The organism is Vibrio sp. 397 (assembly GCF_033339395.1).
GTDB lineage: Bacteria > Pseudomonadota > Gammaproteobacteria > Enterobacterales > Vibrionaceae > Vibrio > Vibrio alginolyticus.
Map to the genome: position 1 here is coordinate 120,903 of NZ_JAWOUN010000007.1, position 21,943 is coordinate 142,845.

At 43.8% G+C, this 21,943-nt stretch carries 23 protein-coding genes; 4 read left to right on the plus strand and 19 right to left on the minus strand.

Features of this window, described 5'->3' with window-relative positions; all coding sequences use genetic code 11:
• Nucleotide 1: 1 nt before the first annotated feature.
• Together R7P36_RS13135 and R7P36_RS13140 are read right to left on the minus strand one after the other, a co-directional pair.
• Nucleotides 2-955, minus strand: coding sequence for a chemotaxis protein CheV (locus R7P36_RS13135; RefSeq protein WP_005372976.1), 954 nt, complete (start codon nucleotides 953-955; stop codon nucleotides 2-4).
• A gap of 363 nt (nucleotides 956-1,318) precedes the next feature.
• Nucleotides 1,319-2,536, minus strand: coding sequence for an ROK family protein (locus tag R7P36_RS13140; RefSeq protein WP_005372973.1), 1,218 nt, complete (start codon nucleotides 2,534-2,536; stop codon nucleotides 1,319-1,321).
• 410 nt (nucleotides 2,537-2,946) lie between these two features.
• Here R7P36_RS13140 and pyk point away from each other — a divergent pair, with 410 nt between their 5' ends.
• A complete protein-coding gene (gene pyk / locus R7P36_RS13145; RefSeq protein ID WP_025767228.1) occupies nucleotides 2,947-4,389 on the plus strand; it encodes a pyruvate kinase in 1,443 nt (480 codons plus the stop codon).
• Between the two features lie 108 nt (nucleotides 4,390-4,497).
• Here pyk and R7P36_RS13150 read toward each other — a convergent pair whose 3' ends face one another.
• Both R7P36_RS13150 and R7P36_RS13155 read right to left on the minus strand, forming a co-directional pair.
• Nucleotides 4,498-5,649, minus strand: a complete 1,152-nt coding sequence (locus tag R7P36_RS13150) for a patatin family protein (RefSeq protein WP_005372971.1) — start codon at nucleotides 5,647-5,649, stop codon at nucleotides 4,498-4,500.
• Between the two features lie 44 nt (nucleotides 5,650-5,693).
• Complete coding sequence (locus R7P36_RS13155; RefSeq protein ID WP_005372970.1) at nucleotides 5,694-5,786, minus strand: YnhF family membrane protein; 93 nt, start codon at nucleotides 5,784-5,786, stop codon at nucleotides 5,694-5,696.
• A 127-nt stretch (nucleotides 5,787-5,913) separates the two neighbouring features.
• Between R7P36_RS13155 and R7P36_RS13160 the strand changes: the two genes are divergently transcribed.
• From R7P36_RS13160 to R7P36_RS13170, 3 genes are all read left to right on the plus strand, one after another.
• Nucleotides 5,914-6,504 (plus strand): outer membrane beta-barrel protein, encoded by a 591-nt coding sequence (locus R7P36_RS13160; protein WP_213899689.1) that lies wholly within the window; start codon nucleotides 5,914-5,916, stop codon nucleotides 6,502-6,504.
• Between the two features lie 569 nt (nucleotides 6,505-7,073).
• A complete protein-coding gene (locus R7P36_RS13165; RefSeq protein ID WP_005372966.1) occupies nucleotides 7,074-8,540 on the plus strand; it encodes a sodium-dependent transporter in 1,467 nt (488 codons plus the stop codon).
• Complete coding sequence (locus R7P36_RS13170) at nucleotides 8,537-8,632, plus strand: MetS family NSS transporter small subunit (RefSeq protein WP_005372963.1); 96 nt, start codon at nucleotides 8,537-8,539, stop codon at nucleotides 8,630-8,632. Before R7P36_RS13165 ends, R7P36_RS13170 begins: the two co-directional genes overlap by 4 nt.
• A gap of 68 nt (nucleotides 8,633-8,700) precedes the next feature.
• On the opposite strand, the gene R7P36_RS13175 is transcribed toward R7P36_RS13170, so the two are convergent.
• The 15 genes from R7P36_RS13175 to yceD form a co-directional block, all read right to left on the minus strand.
• Nucleotides 8,701-9,102 carry a hypothetical protein gene (locus tag R7P36_RS13175; RefSeq protein ID WP_005372960.1) on the minus strand — a complete coding sequence of 134 codons (402 nt, stop codon included), beginning with the start codon at nucleotides 9,100-9,102 and terminating at the stop codon, nucleotides 8,701-8,703.
• 212 nt (nucleotides 9,103-9,314) lie between these two features.
• On the minus strand, nucleotides 9,315-10,745 hold the full coding sequence (gene ptsG, locus R7P36_RS13180; protein ID WP_005372959.1) for a PTS glucose transporter subunit IIBC: 1,431 nt from the start codon (nucleotides 10,743-10,745) through the stop codon (nucleotides 9,315-9,317).
• Between the two features lie 444 nt (nucleotides 10,746-11,189).
• Entirely contained in the window at nucleotides 11,190-11,957 is a 768-nt protein-coding gene (locus R7P36_RS13185) for a TatD family hydrolase (protein ID WP_005372957.1), read from the minus strand.
• Entirely contained in the window at nucleotides 11,948-12,910 is a 963-nt protein-coding gene (locus R7P36_RS13190) for a DNA polymerase III subunit delta' (RefSeq protein ID WP_054729226.1), read from the minus strand. Before R7P36_RS13190 ends, R7P36_RS13185 begins: the two co-directional genes overlap by 10 nt.
• Nucleotides 12,911-12,934: 24 nt before the next feature.
• Nucleotides 12,935-13,567, minus strand: a complete 633-nt coding sequence (gene tmk, locus R7P36_RS13195) for a dTMP kinase (RefSeq protein ID WP_044129475.1) — start codon at nucleotides 13,565-13,567, stop codon at nucleotides 12,935-12,937.
• On the minus strand, nucleotides 13,564-14,580 hold the full coding sequence (gene mltG, locus R7P36_RS13200; protein ID WP_213899690.1) for an endolytic transglycosylase MltG: 1,017 nt from the start codon (nucleotides 14,578-14,580) through the stop codon (nucleotides 13,564-13,566). The genes tmk and mltG overlap by 4 nt, the downstream gene beginning before the upstream one ends.
• On the minus strand, nucleotides 14,577-15,392 hold the full coding sequence (gene pabC / locus R7P36_RS13205; RefSeq protein WP_042523095.1) for an aminodeoxychorismate lyase: 816 nt from the start codon (nucleotides 15,390-15,392) through the stop codon (nucleotides 14,577-14,579). The genes mltG and pabC overlap by 4 nt, the downstream gene beginning before the upstream one ends.
• Nucleotides 15,393-15,499: 107 nt before the next feature.
• Nucleotides 15,500-16,750: a beta-ketoacyl-ACP synthase II gene (fabF, locus tag R7P36_RS13210; protein ID WP_033905745.1), complete on the minus strand. Its 1,251-nt coding sequence runs from the start codon at nucleotides 16,748-16,750 to the stop codon at nucleotides 15,500-15,502.
• 93 nt (nucleotides 16,751-16,843) lie between these two features.
• Nucleotides 16,844-17,077 carry an acyl carrier protein gene (acpP, locus tag R7P36_RS13215; protein ID WP_004406112.1) on the minus strand — a complete coding sequence of 78 codons (234 nt, stop codon included), beginning with the start codon at nucleotides 17,075-17,077 and terminating at the stop codon, nucleotides 16,844-16,846.
• A gap of 246 nt (nucleotides 17,078-17,323) precedes the next feature.
• On the minus strand, nucleotides 17,324-18,058 hold the full coding sequence (gene fabG / locus R7P36_RS13220; RefSeq protein WP_025767222.1) for a 3-oxoacyl-ACP reductase FabG: 735 nt from the start codon (nucleotides 18,056-18,058) through the stop codon (nucleotides 17,324-17,326).
• Nucleotides 18,059-18,103: 45 nt separating this feature from the next.
• Nucleotides 18,104-19,027 carry an ACP S-malonyltransferase gene (gene fabD, locus R7P36_RS13225; RefSeq protein WP_005387313.1) on the minus strand — a complete coding sequence of 308 codons (924 nt, stop codon included), beginning with the start codon at nucleotides 19,025-19,027 and terminating at the stop codon, nucleotides 18,104-18,106.
• 75 nt (nucleotides 19,028-19,102) lie between these two features.
• The gene (locus tag R7P36_RS13230) at nucleotides 19,103-20,053 is read right to left on the minus strand and encodes a beta-ketoacyl-ACP synthase III (protein ID WP_017821385.1); all 951 of its coding nucleotides are present in this window, start codon (nucleotides 20,051-20,053) and stop codon (nucleotides 19,103-19,105) included.
• 5 nt (nucleotides 20,054-20,058) lie between these two features.
• Nucleotides 20,059-21,084: a phosphate acyltransferase PlsX gene (gene plsX, locus R7P36_RS13235; RefSeq protein WP_017633846.1), complete on the minus strand. Its 1,026-nt coding sequence runs from the start codon at nucleotides 21,082-21,084 to the stop codon at nucleotides 20,059-20,061.
• A 10-nt stretch (nucleotides 21,085-21,094) separates the two neighbouring features.
• A complete protein-coding gene (gene rpmF, locus R7P36_RS13240) occupies nucleotides 21,095-21,265 on the minus strand; it encodes a 50S ribosomal protein L32 (protein WP_005396978.1) in 171 nt (56 codons plus the stop codon).
• Nucleotides 21,266-21,324: 59 nt separating this feature from the next.
• Nucleotides 21,325-21,849, minus strand: coding sequence for a 23S rRNA accumulation protein YceD (gene yceD, locus R7P36_RS13245; RefSeq protein WP_005387307.1), 525 nt, complete (start codon nucleotides 21,847-21,849; stop codon nucleotides 21,325-21,327).
• Between the last annotated feature and the right edge of the window lie 94 nt (nucleotides 21,850-21,943).

Genomic DNA, 21,943 nt, shown 5'->3' on the forward strand with positions numbered 1-21,943 from the left:
ATCATGCACTTTTAGAAAGCATCTGGCGTAATCGGTCTTGAGCAACTTCAACCAGCAGATCCGGTTGGAATTTAGATATAAAGCGATCACAGCCTACTTTTTGCACCATGGCTTCATTAAAACTACCGCTCAGAGAAGTGTTCAATGTGATAAACAACTTAGACATACGTGGATCTTGGCGCACTTCATGGGTCAGTTTATAACCGTCCATTTCAGGCATTTCAGCATCCGTAATCATCATCAACAGCTCTTTTTCTACATCTTTACCTTCATCACACCAACGTTTTAAAACCGTTAACGCTTCTAGCCCGTCACGGCACTCGATGATATTCATACCCAATTGAGAAAGCGTATCGCGAACTTGATTACGAGCTGTAGAGGAATCATCCACAATCAGAACATTACGCCCGACCATTGCTTGGGCCAATTCTTGATCGAGAATGTCCTCCGAGATAGTCACGTCGTAATGTACGATCTCTGCTAAAACTTTTTCAACGTCAATAATTTCGACAATTTGAGAGGCATCCCCCTCTTTGATTTGCGTGATAGCCGTGAGGTAATTCGAGCGACCAGACGTGGAAGGAGGCGGCTGAATTTCAGTCCATGCCGTATTAATAATGTTTTTAACCGGGCCGACTAAGAAGCCCTGCACCGTGCGGTTGTACTCTGTCACGATCAAATTTTCTTCTTCCGCTTCACCACGTAAAGCAGGAAAACCAATTGCGCCTCGTAAATCAATCACTGGTACCGCTTCACCTCGTAGAGAAGCAACCCCACGAATATTGTAGTGCGATCCAGGGAGCTTGGTTAACGGTGGAAGCTTGATGACCTCTTTCACTTTGAATACATTAATCGCAAATAACTGGCGACTATTTAAAGTGAACAGCAGAAGCTCTAGTCGATTTTCACCAACCAAGTTTGTACGCTGGTCAACCGTATTTAACACTCCGGACATACTACTACCTAAATTATGGATAATTCTTATTTTACTCGAAATCAGTACAGACACAGCAAGGTTATATAACCAAATAACCTTAAAATATTTGGCTTTTCGAGCACAGCTTTAAAGTACAACAGTTTTAGCGTATTACTTCTCTTTGCATCAGACGCAAAGTCACGCAGCACATTGAAAGCCATTTTGTTTATTTACTTGAGCTTTTTAGGAAATTACATGAATGGCGCAGATATAGCAATGCAACATAACTCAAATTCCCTTTCTAGTAATAGGCGATCAAAAAGGGTGAGCCGTTAAGTCTCACCCTAAATCACCTACAAATGCAGTCTCAACAGCCAGGCACATCATCATGTTAAAAAGTACTTAACCTTCCACAACCTTCATCAATAGTTGACCATCGTACAACGCTTGCTTAATCAACGCGGCACCAGGCATTGTGGCTTGCTTATAGAAACGAGACTCCACCAGCTCAAGATCTTGGTGATAAACAGGTAAACTCTGCTCTTCGATACAGCGACGAACCGCAGGATAAAGCACATCTTTTGCTTGGTTAATCACACCACCGATCAAGATTTTCTCAGGGTTAAATAAGTTGATCACAATAGCAATTGCAGAGCCTAAGTAGCCTCCAAGTTTTTCAATCACATCGACGGCCAAAGGATCACCGTTTGCAGCGGCTTCACAAATGCTCTCAATACTCATTTCTTCTTGTTTAGCAAGAATAGAGTCTTCGCCATCAGCGATTCGTCTTACGACTTCTTCACGAATTGCTTGAGAACTGGCAACGGTTTCCAAACAGCCAATATTGCCGCAATGACAACGTTTTCCATTTGGGTCAATTTGAATATGCCCGAGTTCACCAATGTTACCGTGACGGCCTTGCAAAACGCGCCCATCCAGAATGATGCCCGCACCTAAACCGTGGTGGATAGAGATAAGAACGGAGTTGTCATTATCTTGAGAATGACCAAAAAGCTTTTCTGCTAATGCCCAAGCTCGCGTGTCATTGGCAATGAAAACTGGCAAGCCTGTTGCTTTGTATATCTCTGGTCCAAGAGCAAGATTTTCGACATTGTAATGAGGCATCTGCAAAACGACACCTTGCTCTGAGTTCACGAGACCAGGCAGTGTAAGGGCAATACTGGTAACCCGATCCAGTTGATCCGCGTAAGTCTGAAAAAATTCATCAATTTCGTAAAGCAGGCGCTCAAGCACATCGTCTTGGTCAAGCTCGTGTATCTCGATTTTAGTATCGATCAGTACATCACCGCCTAACTCATGCAAAGCAATGGTTAAATAACCCCGCCCCAAACGCATTGACAAAAATTGCCAGCCTTCATTATTGACCTGCAAACCGACAGCAGGTCGACCACGACTCGTCGCTTCTTGTACTGTCGTTTCATGAATCAAGTGCGCTTCAATTAATTCTCGAGTGATTTTGGTGATACTAGCAGGAGCAAGCTCACTCTGCTTGGACAAATCAATTCGAGAAATAGGACCTTTTAGGTCAATTAGTTTATATACACGACCAGCATTGACCTGTTTGATATGATCAATATGGCCCGGTTGAGCCATGTACATCTTGCACTCCGAAATTCTATAACGGGACAATTTTTTTACTTTGCGAACTAATTGTGAAGTGAATTAATAAATCCCCGTGACAAGCATCACGTATAAACCTGTTTGTTTGTGTATTCAATCAAATAACGAAGAATCTACTCCTGTTAAATTGTTTGAAAAATAACTTATTTTTATTCACTAAATTATGAAGTAGTGCCTTTAAAGCAGCGCATTTTTATCAATAAGGCCATTGCCTGTCGAATATCTGTCTGTTTTACCGGGGTTACTCTTAATGTAAACATTCTGTGCATATACTTATATTCAAGTAGCTTTAAGGTGTGGGCTCAGCAACGAGGCTAACCTTGAGAGCGATTGCGTAAAGTAAGGATAGAGTTCAAGTTACCTTTACACACACATTCATCGGAGAATCTATGACTTCCAAATTAAGACGAACAAAAATTGTCACTACGCTGGGTCCTTCAACGGATAAGGACAATATACTTGAGGAGATCATCAAAGCCGGTGCAAACGTTGTCCGTATGAATTTTTCACATGGAACCAGTGAAGACCACATTCAACGTGCGAACAAAGTCCGTACCATTGCAGCAAGACTTGGGCGTCAGGTTGCAATTCTTGGTGACTTACAAGGCCCTAAAATCCGTGTATCAACGTTTAAAGACGGCCAAGTCATTTTGAATGTGGGCGATAAATTCACATTAGATAGTGATTTACCAAAAGGTGAAGGCAATCAAGAATCTGTAGGGTTAGATTATAAAGAACTACCGCAAGATGTTTCACCAAATGACATTTTATTACTCGATGATGGACGCGTTCAGCTGCAAGTTACTACAGTAGAGGGTAATAAAGTTCATACCCGTGTGATTGTCGGTGGCCCACTGTCCAACAATAAAGGGATCAACAAAAAAGGCGGCGGATTGTCAGCGGATGCGCTCACAGAGAAAGATAAAGCCGACATTCTTACCGCCGCAGCAATTCAAGTAGACTACCTTGCTATTTCATTCCCGCGTAACGGCGAAGACATGCATTACGCTCGACGCTTAGCCAGAGATGCAGGCCTTGAAGCCATGTTAGTGGCTAAAGTCGAACGAGCAGAAACCGTCGCGACCAATGAGTCTATTGACGACATTATTCTCGCATCCGATGTAGTGATGGTTGCACGTGGTGACCTTGGTGTAGAAATCGGTGACCCTGAGCTCATTGGTGTCCAGAAAAAACTGATTCGCCGCGCACGCAGTTTAAACCGTATCGTGATTACTGCGACACAAATGATGGAATCCATGATTACTAGCCCAATGCCAACGCGTGCTGAAGTGATGGATGTAGCCAATGCGGTTCTAGACGGCACTGACGCGGTGATGCTGTCTGGAGAGACTGCTGCAGGTAAATATCCTGTAGAAACGGTCAAATCCATGGCCGAAGTATGTGTGGGGGCAGAAAAAATGTCGGAGGCAAGTCTATCAACCTATCGCTTAGATAGAACCTTCGAAACCGCTGAAGAAACCATCGCAATGGCAACCATGTACTCTGCGAATCACATGGAAGGAATTAAAGCGATGATCTCGTTAACTGAGTCCGGCAGGACTGCGTTGATGATGTCTCGCTTAAGCTCTGGCTTGCCAATATTTGCCTTATCACGGAATGAATCGACACTAAATCGAGCAGCATTATACCGAGGCGTGACACCTGTATATTTCGAGTCAAAAAGTGATGCGGGTTTACCAACGGCTCAAGCAGCTATTACTAGCCTTAAAGAGCAAGGGTTCTTGCACAAAGGTGATTTAGTCATTATTACTCAAGGCGATGTAATGGATGTTGTTGGCTCAACCAACTGCATGCGCATTCTACAAGCGTAGTAGTTATACCTAACCGGAGTTAACCACAAGAACCCGCAAATAAGGCTCCGAAAATGGAGCCTTATTTATATGCTTTGTATATTGCGCACATCGTGAACGTAAGAAGGTTTATGCACTCTCTCTACCATCAATTTCAACATCCAGCTGGTCATAGAGTTGAACTAGGTTAAACCCAGCTTGAAGCCCAAGTTGATAGTCATGCTCTAGTGACTCTTGGTCACTTAACAAAGAAGAAGAACGAAGTCCCTCTTTAGGCGCAACTTGTAAAATAAAAGTGTCGTCAGGTGGAGCAGATATAAAGGCCTGAGTGAGCTCAAATGTTTGATAATGAATCATCAGCATGTCGGCTAAACCTGAATCAAAATTCTCACCAATCAAATGACTTAAACGATACAAGTTATCGGCACCGAACAACCAACGGCCTCCATTTAACAGCATTTTCCCTGCAAGCTTCGATTGATGTGCTGCATTAATTTTTTGTTGGAAGAACGACGCCCAATCCAGCTTCCACTGATTCACTTTTTGCTGCCATGATTGCTGTACTGAGTTGATAGACTCTCGATACCATTCGACAGGCACATCCCCCACTTCACTTTGGGCTCTCGCTTCAATCTCTGAAAACGGCTCTGTGCGAATGACAATAATGTTGCGAGCATTCTGACGCCACGCTTCTTGTACAGGGATAGAGGCAGACACGCCGCCATCAACAAATTTATTGCCATTTACGTCGACAGGTCCGTGGTACAACTTGGGAATCGCACATGTCGCTAGCATAGTGTTAAACCACGAGTCATCCAAGATTGGTAGATATTGATCTGATAGCGTCTCTATATTCGTTACCGCAGCAAACGCTCCTCGTTTTCCCAATGCGCTGCGACCTAAATCAAGGTCAAGCTTGTATGGGAAATCTTGAATCCGTTCTAATGCCCACTCTAAACCTAAGTACTGCTGCTTTCGGATATAGCGAAACAGATTAAAAAATTCAGGAGACGTTGTCAGCTCGGTAATAAAAGCTTTGCCCATGCCATGTTGACGACACAAGTAAGAACATAAGTTAAGTGCTCCGGCAGAGGTGCCATAGAATTCATCGAAAGGATCGAAGTTGGAAAGTAAAAAGGCGTCTAAAACGCCAGCGGTAAAAATCCCTCTCTGCCCTCCACCTTGCGTGACTAAAGCAGTTTTACCATGCCTAAAGTGCTCATAAACTTTTACATCAAGCTCTGCATGGCTTTCTGTGATTATACCGCTGTTACGTATCATAGGCTCACGCCATTTTGTTAAAACGTTTGGTAAAAGTGGTTATCTTAAGCTGTTGTAATAGCAATGATGCCAAATGACAAAAGCACTGCAAAAACAGTCACCACAATGATTAATGCGGATTTTAGATCGTGTTCCATAAACACCTCCTTAATATGTAACAAATTAATAACACCAGTGTGAAATATGTTCAAGATTTGCTTAATTTAGTCGCGCAATTTTGACTAACCCATCACAATTAGCTTAGTCATAATAAGGAGATAGGGCATGAACCAAAAACTCAGCTGGCTAGTAGGAATCATGATGATGAGTACTGCTATCAATGCACAAGCGAATATCATCGTTACGCCATACATAGGCTATACAGGAGGCGGCCAAGTAGAGGATGAAAGTGGTAATACATACGATCTCGACCCCGCAGTGAATTACGCTCTTTCAGTCGAGACTCCCTTAGAAAAAGGAAGGATCGGATTGTTTTACTCCAATCAATCGACGGAACTTGAAAAGCTGTCCAACTCGGCAGATATCCATTATCTGCACTTCCAAAGCAGCATGTACTATCCTGTCGCAGCAAATTGGCAAACCCATATCGGTGTAGGCTTGGGGGCTTCTTACGCCGATGTGGATTGGGTAGACAAAAAATACGGATTTTCGGCTAGCGCTTTTGCAGGGCTGGAATATGAATTTTCAAAGAACTTTGCGTTAACAGCCCAACTGAGATGGTTAGGAACGGTCGTTGATAACGATACATCTGGCGCCTGTACTCTACCTAATGACGGCTCAAACTGTATCATTAAGTTCGATACTGATTGGATGAACCAATTCCAATCAAATGTTGGTTTTAGTTTCCGCTTCTAATTTTTATGCATGTTCCTCTGTAGGGCTCGTCACAAAGAACGCTGAACGAGTCCTGCACAGAGCCGATAAAGGACATCGTCTAAACACCATTGTTTGGCAAAGTAACGAAGCATCATCTAGATAGGTGCACAAAAGATAGCCGTACGCCCTAATTCATCAAAATAGTCTTAAACACCAAAGCAATTATTAGATCCCAGTCATTTATTCCAGACAAACAACCAACCACCCACACAAAACCACAATCAAACTCAAATTTAACAAGATTAAAACCAGACAACGCATCTGAATTAACATTTAGATTCTATTGCGCTAAGTATTATTAGAAGTTAGTCTGATCAGTGAAAACAGATAAATATTTCAGTTTTATCAAACACACATCAAAATTTTAAGATTAATAATCTACTTTCTCTTACAGTAGCCAGAATATAGCTCTATAAAATTATAAAAAGTTAGAATTAAGGATAGAAAAGCTGATGGATAACAGCGGTCCTTTCTTCCAACTGTTTGCGCAATTATTACTGTGTTACGTAGAGAGCTTCATTCCTCAGGGAGTCTTATAGGAGTCAAATATGAAGCGAGAACAATGGGGATCCCGGGCGGGATTCATCTTAGCAGCAGTTGGGTCTGCTATCGGTTTGGGAAACATTTGGCGTTTCCCATACATGGCCTATGAAAACGGTGGCGGCGCATTTTTTATTCCTTACATTTTTGCCATGATCACTGCCGGTATTCCATTTATGATCCTTGAGTTCAGTATGGGACAAAAATACCGAGGCTCGGCACCAAAAACACTAGCGAAAATTCATTCTAAATTTGAATGGCTTGGCTGGTTCCAAGTTGGTGTGGCTGCAGTTATTGCCGTTTACTATGTGGCTGTTATCGGTTGGTCGATTTCTTACTTTGGGTTGTCGTTCACTCAAGGTTGGGGAACCGATACCAACGCATTTTTCTTTAGTGAATACCTAAAGCTAGGTGACAACTCACCAACAGACTTAGGCAGTATTCAATGGAAGATTGCTTTATCCATGGTAATTGCTTGGGCAATTACTTACACCGCTATTGCCAAAGGCGTGAAATCAGGAATTGAACGAGCATCTAAAATTATGATGCCAATCCTATTCTTGATGGTGATTTTCTTAATCGGACGTATGATTTTCTTGCCAGGAGCTCTAGATGGCGTGAACTACATGTTCGAACCCGATTTCAGCAAAATTTGGGATGTGAAAGTATGGGCAGCGGCATATGGTCAGATCTTCTTTACGTTAAGTATCGGCTTCGCCATCATGCTAGCTTACTCTAGCTACCTACCAGAAAAGTCGGACATAACGAATAACGCGTTTATGACCGTGTTGATCAACTGTGGCTTCTCGATCCTAGCCGGCATCATGATCTTCTCAGTATTGGGTTACATGGCTCAAGAGCAAGGTAAGCCGTTAACAGAGGTGGTATCTGCAGGCGTTGGCTTGGCTTTTGTTACTTTACCTGCGGCAATTAACCTACTACCTGCCCCATATATTCTTGGTCCACTGTTCTTCTTTGCACTGGTGGTTGCTGGTCTAAGTTCGCATATTTCAATTATGGAAGCCGTAACTTCAGCCATTATCGACAAGCTGAAGTGGAGCCGTAAAAAAGCTGCAAATGTTGTGATTGGTATTGGCTTCGTTGTCTCTATGGCGTTTGCTACCAATGGCGGTCTGCTGCTACTCGATCTAGTAGACCACTTTGCAAACAACGTTGGCATCATGGTTGGTGGTCTGGTTGAGATTGTCTTGATGGCGTGGCTATTGAAGCGCGTGCCAGAAGTACGTAATTACGTTAACGAGCGCTCTGATTTCTCTGTTGGTCAATGGTTCGAGATCTGCTTACGCTTCGTTACACCAATCATGCTCGCCATTATCTTAGCGACCAAGCTATACGCCCTAATTACTGAAGGCTACGGTGGCTATGATCTAACTTTAGGCTGGGCACTTATCGCCGCACTCTTTATCTTTGGTCTAGTGATCAACGCAGTGAACCGCAAGGAGACAGCAAAATGACAATCAGCGCAATTATTATGATGGTTATTGGTTTAGGTATCACTTGGGGCGGCGCTGCCGTTTGCATCAAGCGAGCCATGGATAAACAATAGAACGTTAAGTTCCATATAAAAAAACGCCGGTAGTTACCGGCGTTTTTTGTACATACATTAGTTCAATTCTAGAAACTGTACTTGATGCCAACGGCGCCGCCAAGTTGCAAGTCAGCACCTTTGTAAAGATCTAGCTCTGGGTGTATTTGACCATAAAGGTCCCAGCCGCGTGATAAATCCCAGTTCACACCAAGTGGTACTCTCACACCAAACTCGTCATCCCATTCATACCAGCCACCAACGCCGACATACCAAGTCACAGGCATGTTTTGATCGAATGTTCCACGCTTAGCGATGTAATCAAACGCCATACCATCGTTTCCGATAATGCCACGATATTTGTTATCTAACTCTACAACAACACTTAATTGTTGATCGACAGCCATACCAACTGATAGATCCGTTGGTTCGCTTGCCGCCATTGCCGTACTAGAAACTAGTCCCAAAACTAAAATGAATTTGTTCTTCATACACGTTATCAATTATTCAAAAAAACATTATTCGCTATTCAAACATAATGGCATATCAATATGTCAACGATGGGTAAGCTCGATGTATGAAAAAGCTGACAAAAGTAAAGATGAGTTTAGGATCACACTAAAAAGGAACTGTCAGTTAATAAAATAGGAACTAAAAAAGGAGGCCGAAGCCTCCTTTTATGCATTACTATGAATGACTGCGATTAACCGTGGTTACGAATCCACTCATCCATTTCAGTTTTTAGGTTATCAGACTTAGTACCGAAGATAGCCTGTACACCACCAGCTACAACTACAACACCAGCAGCGCCTAGTTGTTTTAGCTTGTCTTGGTCAACAGCTGCTGTATCTGCAACTGCTACACGTAGACGTGTGATACATGCATCTAGACCAGTAATGTTAGCTTTACCGCCAAACGCTGCAACCAGTTCACCGCCCATATCAGAGCCAGAAGTTACAGCTGCACTTTCCGTTTCATCTTCACGGCCAGGTGTTTTTAGGTCAAGCGCTGTGATTACACCACGGAACACTACGTAGTAAATTACTGCGTAAACTAGACCAACGGCAATCATTAGCACCATCTTCTGAGCGTTACCAGATAGAACTAGGAAGTCGATCAGACCGTGAGAGAAAGAAGTACCGTGTACAAAGCCTAGAGTGTTCGAAACGATGTATGCAGAACCAGCTAGTAGAGCGTGGATACCGTATAGTAGTGGAGCAACGAATAGGAATGAGAATTCGATTGGCTCAGTAATACCAGTTAGGAATGAAGTCAGTGCAGCTGACGCCATGATACCCATTACTTTTGCACGGTTTTCTGGTTTAGCACAATGAGCAATTGCGATTGCTGCAGCTGGTAGACCGAACATCTTGAACATGTAACCACCCGCTAGCTGACCGAAGCCATTACCAGCAGCACGAGATGCTTCATCAGCAACTAGGTAACAAGTTAGTACACCATTTTGAGCTTCACCGGCAGCGTTAACACAAGAACCTGCTTCGAAGAAGAACGGTACGTTCCATACGTGGTGTAGACCGAATGGGATTAGAGAACGCTCAACAACACCGTAGATACCGAATGCTAGCTGTGGGTTTTGGTGTGCAGCCCAATCAGAGAATGCAGAAATTGCACCGCCAATTGGTGGCCAGATAACAGAAAGGATAACACCTAGGATGATCGCAGCAAAACCAGTGATGATTGGCACTGCGCGCTTACCAGCGAAGAAGCCAAGGTACTCTGGAAGTTGGATTTTGAAGAAACGGTTGAATGCCCAAGCAGCCACACCACCGACAAGGATACCACCTAGTACACCTGTATCGATTTTCTCAACACCCATAACGCCCGCCATTACACCTAGCGTTGCCGTCATGATGCCGTAACCAACGATAGCTGCAAGACCTGCAACACCGTCGTTGTTAGTGAAGCCTAGAGCTACACCTACTGCAAATAGAAGTGCCATTTGGCCGAATACTGAACCACCAGCTTGTTCCATAAGATTAGAAACGATCTCTGGAATAAAGCTTAGATGGGCAGCACCCACACCTAATAAAATACCTGCAACTGGTAAAACTGATACTGGAAGCATCAGAGCCTTACCAACTTTTTGCAGGTTAGCAAAAAGGTTCTTAAACATGTTTATGCTCCTGATAAATTTATAAGTATTATTTGGGCACTAACGGCACACCCCCGTAGCCTAAAGGTTAGCACCCAATGAAAATGTAACCACAACTGCATTATATTTTCCGGCTCTAAATATATATTGATGACCCTCAAACTTTCCACACAGTTACGAAATTTAGTTTCAAAACAAGTCTTGGATCACACCCAAAAACAGCCGATGAAAAGGTTTGCATTGCACTTATATTACTGTTTTATAAAGAATTAATTATTTATATAATTAATTTTAAGGCGTAAATAAAATACGCCTCAATGTTATTTTTAGTAACAAAATTACATTTGTGATTTTTGAATGTTATTAAATCAACATTTTTAGTAAACATTAAACTCGTGAGCGTATCTGTTGTTTTTATCAACAAAAAAGGAGCCTAAGCTCCTTTTTTATGCTCTTATTATTTTTTCATCGCAAAAAAAGATTTCGGAAGTTTTCGGTGGTTTTTTGTGCCACTTCAGAAAGAGAGCACGATTTGAGTTGCGCAATATAAGAAGCGACTTCGACAACATAAGCGGGTTGATTCTCTTTGCCACGATGAGGGACAGGAGCCAAGTAAGGAGAATCTGTCTCAATAAGAAGCTTCTCTAAAGGTAGAGTCTTCACCACTTCTTTTAACTCTGTAGCTTGACGGAAAGTAACAATCCCCGAGATAGAAATATAAAACCCCAGCTCCAGTGCAGCTTCAGCAAATGGAAGATCTTCTGTAAAACAATGGATAACACCACCACATTTCTCTGCCCCACCCTTACGCAAAATATCTAGAGTATCCGCACGTGCGTTTCTGGTATGGATAATTAAAGGTTTGTTGAGCTCCACTGCAAGATCAACGTGTTGCTCAAAGCGCTCTTTCTGTAACGCGGCCGTTTCGGGCTTGTAATGATAATCTAAACCCGTTTCGCCAATAGCGACGACTTTTGCATTCGACGCATGGTGGCGCAATACGTCCATCGAAAAGTCGCTTTCAACATCAAGTGGGTGCACACCGCACGAAGCATAAACATTGTCATAAGGCTCGATCATTTCCATCATTTTCGGGAAAGAATCCAGCGTTACTCCAACAGAAAGTAGCTCAGTTACGTTTGCTTGTTTAGCTTTGTTAATAACGTCTTCCACATTGATGTGGAGATCGTCGTAATTCAATTTGTCTAAATGACAATGAGAATCTACGAACATAATGCCTCTCGTGATTCAATTAACCAATTCATTGATAGTAGCTCAAGGTTCAGGCCAGGAAAGGCTTGCACCTGAGCTTTCAGGTTCATCAGCGCCTTCGCTGATGAGTACAAACCGTTATAGTTGTCCGGTTGGAACTTTGTCGCGCCCGGAAGCATTTGAGCTTCTGATACACCAAACTGCGCTTTCTGAGCATCTGTCAGTAAATACCATGCCCAGTCTAGTGATTGCTCTGAGTGTTTAGCGATTAAAGAAGCACACTCAGAAACGTCTGAAACAGGCGAAGACATTGCCTTAATAAAACTGCGTTCAAAAGCCAAGTAAGCTTCGAGCTCACCATTATTTAACGCATCCAATGTTTTTATTGGAGAGCCCATATTCAGTTTTAAGGCATAAGCAGGAACTTGCTTCGCCCCTTGTTCGTGCATCCATTGCATCGCTTGTTCCGCTGACGGAGGCGCAACAACCCAGTGTTGGCAACGGCTACGAATCGTTGGGAGCAGACGCTCCTGATTGTGGGTAACGAGCAAAAACAAGCACTTTGCCCCAGGCTCTTCTAGCGTCTTTAACAGCGCATTCGATGCCGACTCGTTCATAGAGTCCGCCGGTTCTATTACAAATAGGCGGTAACCATTAAGCTGAGATGATTCCTGAGCTAGACGGTTACAAGCGCGAATTTGGTCCACCGTTATCGCCTTTCCTTCTTTCTCTGGCTTGATCCAGTGTAAATCAGGGTGGTTTTGAGATTGATTTAGCTGGCAGCTATGACAAAAACCGCATGCTTCACTCGCGTAATTTTGGCAAAGAAGTGCTTGGCTAAAAAACTCGATAAGTTTTTCGATGCCCAAGCCCTGCTCGCTTTGTAATAAAAGCGCACCTGGTATTCTGTCCGACTCTAACCCTACTTTGAGGTTATCCCATATTGGCTGTAGCCATGGATAATCATTTAACATGAGTCACCTAAATTTACGTTTCACTTATTGACGAGCTAGCCACTCGTTTAGAGCGTCCCGAATATCACGCGACACGCCTTCAATCGCCTGTTCTGCGTTAATGATAACGATGGAAGGATCGGCATGAGCAATCTCCAAATAACGCTCACGTGTACGCTCGAAGAAACTAATATCCATCTTCTCTATACGATCTAACTCACCACGCCCACGTGCACGCTCAAGCCCAACACGAGGGTCAATATCCATATAGAGAGTGAGAGCAGGTTTAAAATCACCAAGCGTTGTATCCCGGAGATTTTTCATTAACGATGCGTCAATCTGACGGCCACCACCTTGATAAGCTTGCGACGACATATCGTGTCGGTCACCAACCACCCACTGACCGTTTTCCAAAGCTGGTTTGATCACGTTCTCAACCAACTGAACACGTGCAGCGTACAGAAGAAGCAACTCCGTCATGTCCTTAAGTTCTTCACCTTCGTGCTCTTCTTTCACCAGAGCGCGCATTTTTTCTGCTAGCGGTGTGCCTCCTGGCTCACGGGTATTTACGATATCCTCAATACCGGCCGCTTTTAGCGTATCTAAAACGGTTTTAATCGCAGTGCTTTTACCCGCGCCTTCTAGGCCTTCAACGACAATAAAGTTTGCTTTCATCATTTGTTCTTTCTTAGTTCTCTTAAATAGGCACGAACAGCACGGTTGTGCTCAGCAAGGGATTTCGAGAATACATGTCCGCCCTTTCCACTTGCTACAAAATATAAATAGTTGCTGCTTTCTGGATTCAAAGCCGCTTCAATGGAAGCTTCACCAGCCATCGCAATCGGTGTTGGTGGCAAACCATTGATGGTATAGGTGTTATATGGTGTCGGCGTACGCAAATCTTTCTTACGAATGTTGCCATCGTAGGCGTCACCCATACCATAAATAACTGTCGGATCAGTTTGTAACCGCATGCGTTTGTTCAATCGGTTGATAAACACAGAAGCGACGCGCTCACGCTCAGAATCAATAGCCGTCTCTTTCTCGATGATAGACGCGAGAATCAAGGCTTCATATTTGTCCTGTAATGGCAGCTTTTCTTGACGCGCTTCCCAGTTAGCATCCAGTATTTTATTGAGTTTTCGATGCGCTCGTTTTAATAACTGGCTTTCACTCGCACCCGCTGTGTAATGGTAGGTTTCTGCTAAAAACAACCCTTCTAGCTTTTCTCCCTCAATTCCGAGCTTCGCAGCCATTTCTTTTTCTGAAAGATCGGTTAAATCATGCTTTAAATAAGGAGCACTTTTTAGTTGATCTACCCATTCAGAAAAGCGGCTGCCTTCAACAAAAGTGATCGCAAACTGGTATTCTTTTCCAGTATTCAGATGCTCCAATGTTTGCGAAAGTGACATACCAGGCTCAAGTTGGTAAGTACCCGCTCGCACTTGCAACAATTCTGGATATAAGTGAGGAATTAAACGGATGTACTCCGATGTTTCAATCACCTCACCTTCAACTAAGGCGCGCATGACATGATGAAAGCTTGTACCACTTTCTACAGTAAACAGCTGAGGTTGTTCCAATAGAATAGGCTTTTCAACGTATTGTTTAGCCTGTGAAATTATATAAAAAACAGCTGCTGCGCCTATCACTGCGATCAGCACAACAAAAGCCAACAGTTTTTTAATCACGTAGTTAAATTCCCTTGCAGTCGTTGAGTCAATTTTCCTATCGGAAATATAGTCTTAGAGTTCGATGTCACTATGCTTCGAATAGGTGCGACACCTAATATTGAGTTACACATGAAAGCCTCGTCAGCACTCAGCAAGTCTGGAAGTATAAAACGCCCCTCGATGACTTCAATATGACTTACTTTAAGTAACTCAAGCACCTTACGACGCATTACGCCCGTAACGCCTGATAAGGTCAGCTCCGGCGTAAATACTTTATTACCTTTAACCCAAAAAAGGTTGGCCATTGTAGTTTCAATGACATGGTTTTGCACATTTAACGTTATTGCATCTGCAAACTCTGTATTGTCGATTTCAGCCTTGGCGAGAATCTGCTCTAAACGGTTGTTGTGCTTATGTCCCGCAAGTAAAGGTTGAATCCCTAGACGAGTATTACAAACGCCCAAGTCCACACCTTGTTCTTGCCAAGATGAATAATGAGAAGGAAATGCAAAATTGGAAATCGTCACGATAGGGCCTTTAATCCCATTAGGGCTATACCCTCGCCCGCCAATACCGCGGCTAACGTGAATCTTCACCCCCGCTCGTGCGTCAGATAAAACCGCTTTGCTTGCCCAACCATGCACAACTTTCCAGTCAGGTGAAGAGATCTTCAAAGCGTCAAGGCAAGCACTCATGCGCTCAGTATGCTCCTGCCAGTAAACCAACTCTCCATTTTGGGTCAGGATGGTGGTAAAGCCTCCATCACCGTATTGGAATGAGCGATCACCTAGCTCTACATGCGTTTGCGGAACTCCATTTACCCAAAACATTCACGTACCTTCAAATTAGCAGACAACAAATAAAACAAAACGGCTCAATGCTAAGCATCGAGCCGTTAGAATACAAGTTTCGCTTATCTAAATAAGGTTAGATAGTGTTACTCAGCGAACTTTTTGAAGATCAAAGAACCGTTTGTACCACCAAAGCCAAACGAGTTACAGATAGCGTATTCCATACCTTCAACTTTGCGCGCAGTGTGCGGCACAAGGTCGATGTCTAGACCTTCTTCTGGATCATCAAGGTTAATCGTTGGTGGAACGATTTGGTCAACCAAAGACATAACCGTGATAATTGCTTCAACAGAGCCTGCTGCACCTAATAGGTGACCAGTCATAGACTTAGTTGATGATACAAGTACTTGCTTCGCACCTTCTTCACCAAGAGCACGTTTCACGCCCTTGATTTCTGCAACGTCGCCAGCAGGAGTAGATGTACCGTGAGCATTCACATAACCTACTTGGGTACCTGTGATGTTCGCGTCACGCATTGCCGCTTCCATCGCAAGTGCACCACCAGAGCCATCTTCGCTTGGAGAAGTCATGTGGTAAGCATCACCAGACATACCAAAACCAACCAGTTCTGCGTAAATCTTCGCGCCACGTGCTTTTGCGTGTTCGTACTCTTCAAGCACCATCATGCCAGCACCATCACCTAGAACAAAACCATCACGGCCTTTATCCCATGGGCGAGACGCTTTTTGAGGCTCGTCATTACGAGTAGATAGCGCTTTAGCTGCACCGAAGCCAGCCATGCCAAGAGGCGTAGAAGCTTTTTCTGCACCACCAGCAACCATCGCATCTGCATCGCCGTAGGCAATCATACGTGCTGCATGACCGATATTATGCAGGCCAGTAGTACATGCGGTAGAAATCGCGATATTTGGACCACGAAGACCACGCATGATAGATAGGTTACCTGCAACCATGTTTACAATGGTCGAAGGAACAAAAAATGGGCTAACTTTGCGAGGGCCTTTGTCTACTAATGCAGTATGGCCAGTTTCGATAAGGTCAAGACCGCCAATGCCTGAGCCGATAGCAACACCAACTCGAGCCGCATTTTCTTCGGTAATTTGTAAGCCAGAGTTATCAAGAGCTTGAATACCCGCTGCAATGCCGTACTGGATGAAAAGGTCCATCTTACGAGCATCTTTTTTAGACATGTACTCTGTGCAATCGAAATCTTTAACAAGACCTGCAAAACGAGTTGAGAAGTTCGTAGTATCAAAGTGCTCGATATTTACGATACCACTTTGACCTTCTAGCAGGGCTTTCCAAGATGATTCTACTGTGTTGCCTACCGGTGACAACATACCCATGCCAGTGACAACTACACGACGCTTGGACACGATATAATTCTCCGGGAATTGAATATTTCTATGAGAGGATAGAAGAAGTTAGAAAGAACACAGGCGGTCTAGGAGACCGCCTGGGAGAGCTAATTACTGAGCGCTGTTTACGTAGTCGATTGCAGCTTGAACAGTAGTGATCTTCTCAGCTTCTTCGTCAGGAATCTCAGTGTCGAATTCCTCTTCTAGAGCCATAACTAGTTCTACAGTGTCTAGAGAATCAGCACCTAGATCATCAACGAAAGAAGCTTCGTTTTTAACTTCTGCTTCGTCTACACCTAGCTGTTCAACAATGATTTTCTTTACGCGTTCTTCGATGTTGCTCATTTTTCTTTTCCTTTACAGATTTCGCCTAATGCGATGATTCCGTAGTTTATTCGAACTATTGAAAGTTGCAAGGGGGTCCTTGCTGGTCAAACCACAAAATTAGCGAATTTAACCGAATTTCAATACATTTTTGACTTAAATCATGCACAAATCTTGCGCATAAGCATGACAAGTTCATGACAGTTAACTGCAACTATAGGCTATTTTTCACAATGTAAAATAGCTTATTTTGCATAAACTGTCGCATTAAACCATGTACATGCCACCATTTACATGCAAAGTTTCACCAGTAATGTACGCTGCTTCAGGAGAAGCAAGGAAAACTACTGCTGATGCAATTTCACGTGGGTCACCTAAACGACCTGCTGGCACGTTCGACAAAGTTGCCGCACGTTGGTCATCACTTAGCGCCTTAGTCATGTCAGTTTCGATGAAACCAGGAGCAACAGTGTTCACTGTTACACCACGAGACGCAACTTCACGAGCCATTGATTTAGTAAAACCAATCACGCCCGCTTTCGCTGCTGCGTAGTTAGTTTGACCAGCATTACCCATGGTACCAACAACAGAGCCTACGTTGATGATACGACCCGCACGTTTTTTCATCATACCGCGTAAAACCGCTTTAGACATGCGGTAGATAGGCGTTAGGTTGGTATCGATGATGTCGTTCCACTCATCATCTTTCATGCGCATCAATAGGTTGTCACGAGTAATACCAGCGTTATTCACCAGAATATCGATCACACCAAATTCTTCGTTGATCGTTTTTAATGTCGCTTCGATAGACTCGACATCAGTCACGTTAAGCGCTAAGCCTTTACCGTTATCACCAAGATACTCGCTGATAGCAGCCGCACCACTTTCAGAAGTAGCAGTACCGATAACCGTAGCACCTCGCTCGACAAGAAGTTCCGCGATCGCGCGGCCAATACCACGGCTTGCGCCGGTAACTAGCGCGATCTTACCTTCTAGATTCATCATGTTGTGTTTCCTTTTCTTATCGCAAATTTATCGCTTGATGGATTACTTCGCAGCGTCTAGCGATGCGATATCATTCACTGCTGCTGCAGTTAGCGTTTTCACGATACGTTTTGTTAGACCTGTTAAAACTTTACCAGGACCAAGCTCAAGAAGATTTTCTACGCCTTGTTCGTGCATCAGTTCAACTGTTTCAGTCCAACGAACTGGGCTATGTAGCTGACGAACAAGCGCATCTTTGATTTTTGCAGGATCTGTCTCAGCAACCACATCAACGTTGTTGATAACTGGCAGCTGTGGTGAGTTAAATTCGATAGACTCAAGAGCTACAGCAAGTTTTTCCGCTGCTGGCTTCATAAGTGCACAGTGTGAAGGTACTGAAACAGGAAGAGGAAGCGCACGCTTCGCACCAGCTTCTTTACATAGCGCACCAGCTCGCTCTACTGCGTCTTTGCTACCAGCGATAACGACTTGACCAGGCGAGTTAAAGTTTACTGGAGAGACCACTTCGCCTTGCGCTGCGTCTTCACACGCTTTTGCAATCGCATCATCAGCCAAACCGATAATCGCGTACATTGCGCCAGTACCAGCTGGTACTGCTTCTTGCATAAGTTGACCACGTAATTCAACCAGCTTGATGGCTTCTTTAAAGTCGATAACACCCGCACATACAAGTGCTGAGTACTCACCTAGGCTGTGACCGGCTAGGTTTGCTGGTTGCTCTAAGCCAAGTTCCTGCCATACACGCCAGATTGCAACAGATGAAGCTAGCAAAGCTGGTTGAGTACGGAAAGTCTCGTTTAAATCTTCTGCAGGTCCATTTTGAACAAGCGCCCATAGATCGTAACCTAGTGCGTCAGATGCTTCTGCAAATGTTTGTTTTACTACGTCATATTGTTCGCCTAGTTCTGCAAGCATACCTACAGCTTGAGAACCTTGACCTGGAAATACGATAGCAAACTTGCTCATGTTGTTTTCCTTTAAGCAAAGTAAAAAGAAATAAGATGCACCAAGTGCACCTTAAATTTTGAATTCTTGTGAAACTTAGAACTTCACAAGGGCCGAGCCCCAAGTGAATCCGCCGCCAAACGCTTCAAGAAGCAGAGTTTGACCGCGTTTAATACGACCATCACGTACCGCTTCATCTAGTGCTGTTGGCACCGTCGCAGCTGATGTGTTGCCGTGTTTATCAAGTGTAATCACGACTTGGTCTAGTGACATCGAAAGTTTCTTCGCTGTCGCTGAAATAATGCGGTAGTTCGCTTGGTGCGGCACTAGCCAGTCTAGTTCAGACTTATGCATGTTGTTGGCTTCAAGCGTATCTTTTACTAGTTTCGATAGCTGAGTTACAGCGACTTTGAATACTTCGTTCCCAGCCATATGAAGCCATTTATCCGCATCTTGCCCCCGCACAGGTACAGGTAGGCTTAGAAGCTCTCCGAATTGACCATCCGAGTATATGTGGGTAGAGATAATGCCAGGCTCTTGGCTAGCGCCTACGACAACGGCTCCGGCACCATCACCAAATAGGATAATGGTTGAACGGTCTGTCGGATCACACGTTTTAGACAAAGCATCTGAACCAATCACAAGTACGTTTTTGCACATACCAGATTTGATATGTTGGTCTGCAACAGATAATGCGTACACAAAACCAGAACAAGCAGCGGCTAAGTCAAAAGCTGGACAACCTTTAATGCCAAGCTTTGCCTGCACCTGACACGCAGATGAAGGGAAAGTATGGCTACTGCTCGTTGTGGCTACGATAATCAGGTCGATATCGTTTTTATCAATACCCGCCATATCGATAGCGTTTTCAGCTGCGTAGAATGCCATGTCTGCTACAGTTTCGTTTTCTGCAGCAATTCGACGCTCTTTAATACCCGTGCGAGCAACGATCCACTCATCACTTGTATCTACCATTTTCTCTAGATCTGCGTTTGTACGCACCTGAGATGGCAGGTAGCTGCCAGTACCTAAAATTTTGCTATACATGAAGACTAATAATGCCTCTCGAGTAAAACCGCTTCCAAACGATCGCTAATACGGCTTGGTACTTGTCGTTTGACCTCGTGTACTGCCTCGCCAAGTGCATTGACAATCGCAGATACATCCGCACTTCCATGGCTTTTTATGACAATGCCGCGCAATCCTAGCAAACTTGCGCCGTTATACTGGTCGGGGTTCAGTGTTTTTAGTTCATTAAACAGCCTAGAAAACAACTTTCTAGCTATCCAACCCTTTATCGTTGATGCCATTATGCTGGTTTTAATTTTTTCGATAAAAAGTTGAGCTGTTCCCTCACTGGCTTTTAAGCATACGTTGCCGACAAATCCATCACAAACAATGACGTCCGCAACATCATGCAAAATTTGATTACCTTCAATATAACCGACAAAGTTAATCGCATCGGTCTGAGAAAGCATTTCTGCGCAACGTTTGACTAAATCGTTACCTTTAATCTCTTCTGCGCCAATATTGAGTACAGCAACGCGAGGAGGACGACCCAAGTGTTCTTCAGCTAATGCACTGCCCATTACAGCAAATTGGAACAAGCTATCAGCATCGCACGATACATTCGCCCCCAGATCTAGCATCCAAGTGCGCTTTCCGGTAATCGTCGGTAAAGCGGAAACTAAAGCAGGACGTTCAATGCCAGGAAGTAACTTAAGAATGAAACGCGATAGTGCCATTAATGCACCGGTGTTGCCACCACTAACACAAGCATCCGCTTTCTGCTCAGAAACCAAATCGATAGCCATACGCATAGAACTATTTTGGCTATTACGTAACGCCAATGAAGGTTTTTCTGAGTTCGAGATAACTTTCTCGCTGTGAAGAATAGTCAAGCGGGAACTGGTCGAGGTACCGAGTTGAGATAATTGAGACGTGATCAGAGATTGATCACCAATAAGAATCACTTTTAGCTCTGGGAAATGAGACAGTGCCTGCACGGCGGCAGGCACTGTTACGCGTGGACCGAAATCCCCGCCCATTGCATCAAGTGCAACGGTAATACTTTGCAAAGGTTCAACCTTACTTGTTGATAACCTTTTGACCACGGTAGTAACCTTCAGCAGTTACGTTGTGGCGTAGGTGAGTTTCACCAGAAGTCGCGTCTACAGATAGAGCAGCTGTAGTTAGCGCATCGTGTGAACGACGCATACCGCGCTTAGAACGAGTTTTACGGTTTTTCTGTACGGCCATTGACCCTACTCCTATACTATTGGGTTAAAAACCTGAAGAAGAATCGGCTACCACACCTATTACTTTTTCAGACTTTTCAAAACGTCGAATGGATTCGGTTTTTCTTCCTCAATTTCTTCAGGAATCTCACCAAAAACCATGTTATTTGAATCAACGCTACAATCTGCTTCATCGTGCATCGCAATTTGAGGTAATGCTAAGATGAACTCGTCTTCAACAAGTTGTATGAGGTCTAATTCACCATATTCATTTAGATCTACCAAATCATAAATTTCTGGTGCTTCCTGTTCTGTTTTCTCACCGTAGTAAGGAGTAGAAAGGAATTCAACTTCGCACTCATGTGCGAATACCTCATTACAACGCTGACACTCTAAATCGACTTCGATGTTAGCTTTACCAGAGATAACAACGAGTCGCTGTTCATCCATCCCAAATGACAATGAGACTTCTGCGTCGCGTTTTACGCCTTCAGTTGTTTCCACTAAGCGCTTGAAAAGACTAGCTTGGATGATGCCATCGTAATCCAATCGTTTCTGTGCAGCTTTAGCTGGGTCAACCGTTCGCGGTATTTTTACCTTTTGCATAGGGCGCGAATATTATCTTCCAAATCAAAATTAGTCAAAGAAAAAGGCAAAAAAGTTGTACTTTTTTACGCTTAACATACAGAGCATTAGCCAG

What these genes read in the sequence shown, in the direction of transcription:
- R7P36_RS13135 (WP_005372976.1), bottom strand. Translation starts at nt 955, where the DNA reads ATGTCCGGAGTGTTAAATACGGTTGACCAGCGTACAAACTTGGTTGGT.
- R7P36_RS13140 (WP_005372973.1), bottom strand. Translation starts at nt 2,536, where the DNA reads ATGTACATGGCTCAACCGGGCCATATTGATCATATCAAACAGGTCAAT.
- pyk (WP_025767228.1), top strand. Translation starts at nt 2,947, where the DNA reads ATGACTTCCAAATTAAGACGAACAAAAATTGTCACTACGCTGGGTCCT.
- R7P36_RS13150 (WP_005372971.1), bottom strand. Translation starts at nt 5,649, where the DNA reads ATGATACGTAACAGCGGTATAATCACAGAAAGCCATGCAGAGCTTGAT.
- R7P36_RS13155 (WP_005372970.1), bottom strand. Translation starts at nt 5,786, where the DNA reads ATGGAACACGATCTAAAATCCGCATTAATCATTGTGGTGACTGTTTTT.
- R7P36_RS13160 (WP_213899689.1), top strand. Translation starts at nt 5,914, where the DNA reads ATGAACCAAAAACTCAGCTGGCTAGTAGGAATCATGATGATGAGTACT.
- R7P36_RS13165 (WP_005372966.1), top strand. Translation starts at nt 7,074, where the DNA reads ATGAAGCGAGAACAATGGGGATCCCGGGCGGGATTCATCTTAGCAGCA.
- R7P36_RS13170 (WP_005372963.1), top strand. Translation starts at nt 8,537, where the DNA reads ATGACAATCAGCGCAATTATTATGATGGTTATTGGTTTAGGTATCACT.
- R7P36_RS13175 (WP_005372960.1), bottom strand. Translation starts at nt 9,102, where the DNA reads ATGAAGAACAAATTCATTTTAGTTTTGGGACTAGTTTCTAGTACGGCA.
- ptsG (WP_005372959.1), bottom strand. Translation starts at nt 10,745, where the DNA reads ATGTTTAAGAACCTTTTTGCTAACCTGCAAAAAGTTGGTAAGGCTCTG.
- R7P36_RS13185 (WP_005372957.1), bottom strand. Translation starts at nt 11,957, where the DNA reads ATGTTCGTAGATTCTCATTGTCATTTAGACAAATTGAATTACGACGAT.
- R7P36_RS13190 (WP_054729226.1), bottom strand. Translation starts at nt 12,910, where the DNA reads ATGTTAAATGATTATCCATGGCTACAGCCAATATGGGATAACCTCAAA.
- tmk (WP_044129475.1), bottom strand. Translation starts at nt 13,567, where the DNA reads ATGATGAAAGCAAACTTTATTGTCGTTGAAGGCCTAGAAGGCGCGGGT.
- pabC (WP_042523095.1), bottom strand. Translation starts at nt 15,392, where the DNA reads ATGTTTTGGGTAAATGGAGTTCCGCAAACGCATGTAGAGCTAGGTGAT.
- acpP (WP_004406112.1), bottom strand. Translation starts at nt 17,077, where the DNA reads ATGAGCAACATCGAAGAACGCGTAAAGAAAATCATTGTTGAACAGCTA.
- fabG (WP_025767222.1), bottom strand. Translation starts at nt 18,058, where the DNA reads ATGAATCTAGAAGGTAAGATCGCGCTAGTTACCGGCGCAAGCCGTGGT.
- fabD (WP_005387313.1), bottom strand. Translation starts at nt 19,027, where the DNA reads ATGAGCAAGTTTGCTATCGTATTTCCAGGTCAAGGTTCTCAAGCTGTA.
- R7P36_RS13230 (WP_017821385.1), bottom strand. Translation starts at nt 20,053, where the DNA reads ATGTATAGCAAAATTTTAGGTACTGGCAGCTACCTGCCATCTCAGGTG.
- rpmF (WP_005396978.1), bottom strand. Translation starts at nt 21,265, where the DNA reads ATGGCCGTACAGAAAAACCGTAAAACTCGTTCTAAGCGCGGTATGCGT.
- yceD (WP_005387307.1), bottom strand. Translation starts at nt 21,849, where the DNA reads ATGCAAAAGGTAAAAATACCGCGAACGGTTGACCCAGCTAAAGCTGCA.